General features: G+C 41.9%; 4 protein-coding genes and 1 tRNA gene. 4 read left to right on the top strand and 1 reads right to left on the bottom strand.

Going from position 1 to position 6,917, the window contains the following annotated elements:
• From BCL90_RS13960 to BCL90_RS13940, 4 genes are all read left to right on the top strand, one after another.
• Positions 1 to 2,226, top strand: a 2,226-nt coding sequence (locus BCL90_RS13960; RefSeq protein WP_147438319.1) for a DUF7507 domain-containing protein, incomplete at its 5' end; no start/stop codon positions are given.
• A 36-nt stretch (positions 2,227 to 2,262) separates the two neighbouring features.
• On the top strand, positions 2,263 to 3,276 hold the full coding sequence (locus BCL90_RS13955; protein WP_121284627.1) for a PorP/SprF family type IX secretion system membrane protein: 1,014 nt from the start codon (positions 2,263 to 2,265) through the stop codon (positions 3,274 to 3,276).
• Between the two features lie 141 nt (positions 3,277 to 3,417).
• Positions 3,418 to 5,376, top strand: coding sequence for an OmpA family protein (locus BCL90_RS13950; RefSeq protein ID WP_121284554.1), 1,959 nt, complete (start codon positions 3,418 to 3,420; stop codon positions 5,374 to 5,376).
• A 607-nt stretch (positions 5,377 to 5,983) separates the two neighbouring features.
• Positions 5,984 to 6,057, top strand: a tRNA-Asp gene (locus tag BCL90_RS13940).
• 198 nt (positions 6,058 to 6,255) lie between these two features.
• Here BCL90_RS13940 and BCL90_RS13935 read toward each other — a convergent pair.
• Positions 6,256 to 6,474 carry a helix-turn-helix domain-containing protein gene (locus BCL90_RS13935; protein WP_121284552.1) on the bottom strand — a complete coding sequence of 73 codons (219 nt, stop codon included), beginning with the start codon at positions 6,472 to 6,474 and terminating at the stop codon, positions 6,256 to 6,258.
• Positions 6,475 to 6,917 lie beyond the last annotated feature (443 nt).

The raw sequence follows: 6,917 nt of genomic DNA, 5'->3' as shown, positions 1-6,917 counted from the left end.
ACAGTAACTGGTGGTCCGGTAACATTACTTCCTGGCGCAGCAGACCTATCAAGCTTCACTGCTTCTTACACTGTAACACAGGCCGATATTGATAAAGGTGCTGTTTACAACATTGCAACAGCCACTGGTAAAGATCCTAAAGGAAACAACGTTACCGATCAGTCTGAAAGCGGTAACCCTTCAGGTCCTGGTACGCCTCCTGTTGATCCTGCCTGTCCGGATTGCACGGTTACGCCACTTCCACAAACCCCGGTTATTAAATTAACTAAAACCGGAACGTATGCAGATACCAATGGCGACGGCAAGGTAAACCTTGGCGACAAGATCAGCTATACCTTCAAAGTTGAAAATACTGGTAACGTAACGGTGATTGACATCGTTATTACTGACCCTAAAGTAACAGTAACTGGTGGACCGGTAACATTACTTCCTGGCGCAGCAGACTTAACTACATTTACTGCTTCTTATACGGTAACACAAGCCGATATTGATAAAGGTGCTGTTTACAACATTGCAACAGCAACTGGTAAAGATCCTAAAGGAAACAACGTTACCGATCAGTCTGAAAGTGGTAACCCTTCAGGTCCTGGTACACCTCCTGTTGATCCTGCCTGTCCGGATTGCACAATCACACCACTTCCACAAACCCCGGTTATTAAATTAACTAAAACCGGAACTTATGCTGATACGAATGGTGATGGTAAAGTAAACCTTGGCGACAAGATCAGCTATACTTTCAAAGTTGAAAACACTGGTAACGTAACGGTGAGTGACATCGTTATTACTGACCCTAAAGTAACAGTAACTGGTGGGCCGGTAACTTTACTTCCTGGCGCAGCCGACTTAACTACATTTACTGCTTCTTATACAGTAACACAAGCCGATATTGATAAAGGTGCTGTTTACAACATTGCAACAGCAACTGGTAAAGATCCTAAAGGAAACAACGTTACCGATCAGTCTGAAAGCGGTAACCCTTCAGGTCCTGGTACGCCTCCTGTTGATCCTGCCTGTCCGGATTGCACGGTTACTCCACTTCCACAAACTGGTGCTTTGGTACTTGTTAAAAAGGTAACTAACGTGGGAACTGGTGTAGAGGGTGCCTTCGTGTTAAACAACAACATCGAATACACCTTCACGATCACTAATACAGGCAACACAACATTGAGCAATATTGTTCTTAATGATCCTTTGATCTTTGCCGGCATAAAAGTGATCTCTGGAGCACTTGCGCCAGGTGCCTCGGTAACTCATAAGGAAACTTATAAAATTACAGCTGCAGATATTGATAACGGAAAGGTAACAAACACTGCAGTGGTAACGGCCAAAGATCCTAAAGGCAACGATGTGAAAGACACATCGGGTACAGATACCGACAATGATACGGCTACGGAAACACCTTTAGCTAAACCGCCTGTAGCGAAAGATGACATTGGTAAAACGCAGCAAAATAAACCGGTAACCGTCAATGTTCAAACTAATGATCTTCCTGGAAGCAAGCCTTTGGTGCCTGGAAGTACAACTGTGATTACCAATCCTGCTCATGGTACGGTTAAGCTGAATACAGATGGTACAGTAAATTACACACCTGATAACGGATATACCGGAACGGACACTTTTACGTATACCGTCACTGATGAAAACGGTCAGGTATCTAACTCTGCAACGGTAACAATTACTGTGATTCCTTCTAAACCGGTCGCAATTGATGATCATGCCGAAACGGAATACAATAAGCCGGTATCAATTCCTGTACTTACCAACGACAGGATCGACGGATCTCCATTCGACAGATCGACGGTTGAAATTATTTCGTCTCCGGCGCATGGAACACTGGTATTTAATGCCGACGGAACTGTAATCTATACGCCATATAGCGGCTACACCGGTAAAGACCAGTTTACTTATCGCGTAAAAGACGAGAATGGAAACTGGACCAATGTGGCTATCGCGACTATTGATGTAACGGGCTTCTTTATACCTAATGTGTTTACGCCTAATGGTGATGGAAAGAATGATCTGTTCGTAATCGTAGGTATCGAAAACTACCAACAGGTAGAAATTGCAATCTTTAACAGATGGGGTAATGAAGTATACCGTAACAGCAACTACAAAAACACGTGGGACGGTCAGGGCCTAAACGCAGGCACCTATTACTACATGATCACGCTGAGAAACGGTAACGATAAGCAGATTAAAAAAGGTTGGGTTTTAATTAAAAAATAAGTGTGCGGCCGGGCAACCGGCCATATCAAAAAAGCTATGAAGATAAAAGGCATAAATAAATTAATACTGGTAGTAGCTTTGCTATGTTGTGGAACTACTCCGGTTCTTGCACAGCAGAACATCCAGTTTACACAATATATTTTCAATTCATTGAGCGTAAACCCGGCTTATGCCGGTTATAAGGAGGAATGGTTTGCCCAGATGGCTCTCAGAAGCCAATGGACAGGCATTCAGGGTGCTCCGAGGACCAGGCAGATTTCTATCGATGGGGTTCTGGATCCGTATACGAAAAGAATGGGCCTGGGCTTACAGATTACGGCTGATAAGCTCGGTCCACAATCGGCAAACTCTGCTTATGTCAATTATGCGTACCGAATCCGGTTAAATGATGAAGACACAAGAAGATTGAGTTTTGGAGTTGGTGTCGGCCTCACGCAATATGGTTTAGATGGAAGCATGCTTAACCCGGTAGATGGTGGTGATCAATCGCTGCCAGTTGGTAAAATCAGCAATATTATTCCTGATGCCAGGTTTGGAGTGTACTACTCAAGTCCTAAATTTTATATTGGCGCGTCTGTAATGGATCTATTTTCTAAATCCTACGACAATGCAATCTTCCGTTGGAGCGATGGTAGTAATGAAAATATCAGGCGCCAGCGTCATATGTATTTGATTACGGGCATGTTGGTCGATCTGAATGACGATACTAAATTGCGACCGAGTATTATGATTAAAGAGGATTTTAAAGGGCCAACAAGTTTAGATGTAGGCGCAATGGTCATCTTCGGCGGCAAAGTATGGTTCGGTGGGGCATACCGCACCGGTGTAAAAACCTGGAAGAAAAAATATACTGATGGACAGGATCTTAGTCAATTGAACGCAATTTCAGGCATCGCCCAATTTTATGTGGACAAACGTTTTCGCATCGGCTATTCTTACGATTATGCGCTGAGTAAGCTCGGAAGCATCTCAAACGGCACGCACGAGATCACCCTCGGTATCACCTTCCCACGGAAGGATATTCGTTTACTGAGTCCAAGATTTTTTTAATATGATACTTTGTTACATCCTAAAAGCAACAGCCGGCGTGGTCTGGCTGATGTTATTATCCATCTTAGTCGTGTCGGCTTTCATTATTGGCCTGGTAGAATTAATAGAACAGATTAAGATCACTTTAACCAAAAATTTGATATGAACAACCATTATAGGAAATTTAGTTTAGTCGTTGTTGTCCTCTCAATCCTGCTCGGATCGGCAAATGCTCAGGAACAACCCGGGGTCCGTGAAAGGGCTCAGATGCTTTTAAATCAATATAGCTATGCAAACGCTGCCACCCTAATCCAAAAACTGGTGGACAAGGATAATCCGCGACTTAAAGACCTTGAAAATCTCGCACTGTGTTACCGCAATATGAACGACTTTGAAGCTGCGGAAACCTGGTACTCTCGCGTTATCGCTATGCCTGAAAGTTCGGCCATCAACCTACTCTATTATGGCGAAATGCTGAAAGCAAATCTTAAATACGCAGAGGCAAAAAAGGTATTTGCTGACTATTCTGCCAAGATCGGGCTTACGCCTCAGGTGGCCTTGCAACTTGCAGGTTGCGACTCTGCCATTACCTGGATGGCAAATCCGCTCTCCTACCAGATTAGAAATGAAACGGGGGTAAACACACCGCTTTCGGAGTTCTCAGCCTACCCTGTGGGAAAACTTGTGTATTTTACCGGAGAGCCGGAAAATAAAGGATTGAACAGAACTTATGGCTGGACGGGAAATAGCTTTCTTAAAATCTATGCCTCAATGTCGGATATGGAGCATAACCTCACTAATCCTGTGGTGATAAAATCAGGCCTTAATGATGCTCCGTTTCATCAGGGACCGCTCGTGTCGGATAAGTCCCAAACCGTTTTCTACGTTACCCGCACTTACACAGGCAGCGAGGGTGAAGTGGGTAAAGCTGGCAAACGAAAATACAAAACAAGTAACCTGGAACTTTATATTTACACGAAGAATAAGCAGACGGGGACTTACCAGGTGCAGCCATTTGCGTATAACAAACCTAAAGAATACTCCGTGGGTCATGCAAGTCTGAGTTCCGACGAAAAAACGCTGTATTTTGTGTCTGATATGCCCGGAACATTAGGCGGAACAGATATCTGGTATAGCGAAATGCAGTCTGACGGTACCTGGGGAAAACCTATTAATGTAGGGCCATCGGTAAATACTGCCGGCAACGAAATGTTTCCTTCGGTAAGTGAAACTGGCACACTGTACTTTTCTACAGACGGATTGCCCGGCATGGGCGGCCTGGATATTTTCAGCAGCAAGGGTAGTAAATCCAACTGGACGAAAGCGGTAAATTTAAGGTATCCTGTTAACTCTGCTGCAGATGACTTTGCTTTCTTTACCACCGGGCCAACCCCTGATGGAATTACCGGATATCTGGCATCTAACCGTAAAGGTGGACAGGGTTCTGACGACATCTATACGTTCAACTACTCCCGTCCGAAAATCATTCTCGCGCTACGTGGGGTAGCGTTTAACAAGAAAACGCAGGAACGCCTTTCTGATGTGACAGTTACCCTGTCGAAGGACGGTTCAGGTATCGTAGCAAAAAAAATCAATGAACAGGATGGTACCTTCTTCTTTCAGCTTGATAAAGAAAGCGACTATAAAGTGCTTGGGACCAAAATAAAGTTCTACGCAGACTCAGCAATGTTAACCACAAAAGGGCTGACAAAATCAGACACTTTATATGCCGAATTGCGCTTAGAGCCATTGTTTGAGGAGGGTAAAACGCTGAGACTTGCAAATATTCATTACGACTTTGACAAGGACAATATCCGGGCTGATGCGGCAAAAATATTGAATGAGCTGGTCCGCACCATGAGGGATAACCCTACCCTGGAAATTGAACTTGCTTCTCATACAGATAGTCGTGGTGTAGATATCTACAACTTGGACCTTTCTCAACGGAGAGCAAGATCTGTAGTCAATTACCTGGTAAGCCGGGGTATCGCGAGAAGCAGGATGACTGCCAAAGGCTATGGCGAAACACGTTTGCTTAACCGCTGCTCAAATGGCGTGAGCTGTTCTGCAGCAGAACATCAGCAAAATAGAAGAACAGAATTCACCATTTTAAAATATTAGTAATAACACTTTCCTACCTGGCACACCAAGGTAGGAAAGCTCGTAAATTATGGATGATAAAGCATTAAAAGAACTAAGAGCCCGAGTGTGTTTAAAGGCCGGGCTCAGTTCTGTTACTCCCTGGGATTGCAGATTTTTGTCGGAAGAGATTTCTAAGAGCACTAAAAAAATGATCAGCGCAACTACCTTGAAAAGATTCTTCGGCCTGGTAGCCGTAAAATACAAACTATCAAAATATACGCTAAGTATATTGGAGGAATATGCGGATTAACGTTTACTTTTCATCAGCAAACCGTCCTTTTTTTTCATTCGTCTTTTTTTGAACAAGTAATCTTGGGGATAGAAGGGGGGACAATCTGTTAAGCTTATGTATCCGAATGGAATATAAAGATGAGTATGCTTATTTAAGACCTGCTTGATAGCAATATTCTCAGTGATATAATCATTTTTGTTAAATAATCATTTTGATTAAAATATGTAGAATGAGGCTCAGTGTGTTACGTATTTATTAATTAAAAAGTCGGTTAGTATAGTGATAAACTGAATATAGTGTATATATTTGCAGTCCTGAAAGGGAAAGAGGTTCGAACTTTAAAGAAGAACAAAAGGAGTGGTAGTTCAGCTGGTTAGAATGCCTGCCTGTCACGCAGGAGGTCGCGGGTTCGAGTCCCGTCCATTCCGCGAAAATAGTTTTAAATTTAACTAAAAGCCTGTAAATTAAATATTTACAGGCTTTTTCGTTTTCTGGAAACACCAAATTATTCATTTTTGGGTCAAGCAAAGAAAGTACTCTGCATGAAAAGGCCAGATAAGAGCAAGGGATTAAATCCAAAGAATAGATGGTAAGCCGACTGGTGCCAGCAAAATAAATGGGATAAATTACACCTGCTCCGTTATTACCTGCGCAATAGAAAGATTTAATATCTCAAATATTTGAACTACTCTCTCTAAAGGGGCATCCTTGATATTTCTTTCATTTTTAGAATAAACGTTCTGTGATATGCCTAATTCTTGTGCCATATATTCCTGGCTATAACCAAGAGTTAAACGGACTATCCTAATTTTTTCACTAACTTTCTTGTATCTGATTTCGTTCATATCTGAGAGTATTAATTCTAGAGAGCTGTAATATTAGACGATATAATAATCAGCTTCCGTTTACAATAACCTCAATTGTACATAAAAAGTATAATTGAAAAAGGAATTTTACACCAAATGGCGTTTTCAACGGGTCAAGACCAACCAGTTTTTTACACGAAACCTATTTAATGTTAGCGAAAACATATTTTCAACTCTAATTTAAACATATAGTGTTTAGCAGAATTAAATTTTAGCCTATATTTTTAGTTATTGCTTTTAGGGCAAAAATTAACTTAATTATCAACTTAAAACTGCTCTTCTCAGATCCAGTACGTACTGAGTGTATGAATTCATAAATATCAATCATGAAGTATTTTATAAATTTTCTTCCAGCTGTTTTTTTCGGAATTTTAGGAGTTGCTATTAACCATTTTCAATTGTTTGATTTAGGCCCAGGGTAT

It is taken from the genome of Pedobacter alluvionis, from assembly GCF_003664035.1.
GTDB lineage: Bacteria > Bacteroidota > Bacteroidia > Sphingobacteriales > Sphingobacteriaceae > Pedobacter > Pedobacter alluvionis.
This window is presented reverse-complemented; position numbering and strand designations above follow the sequence as displayed.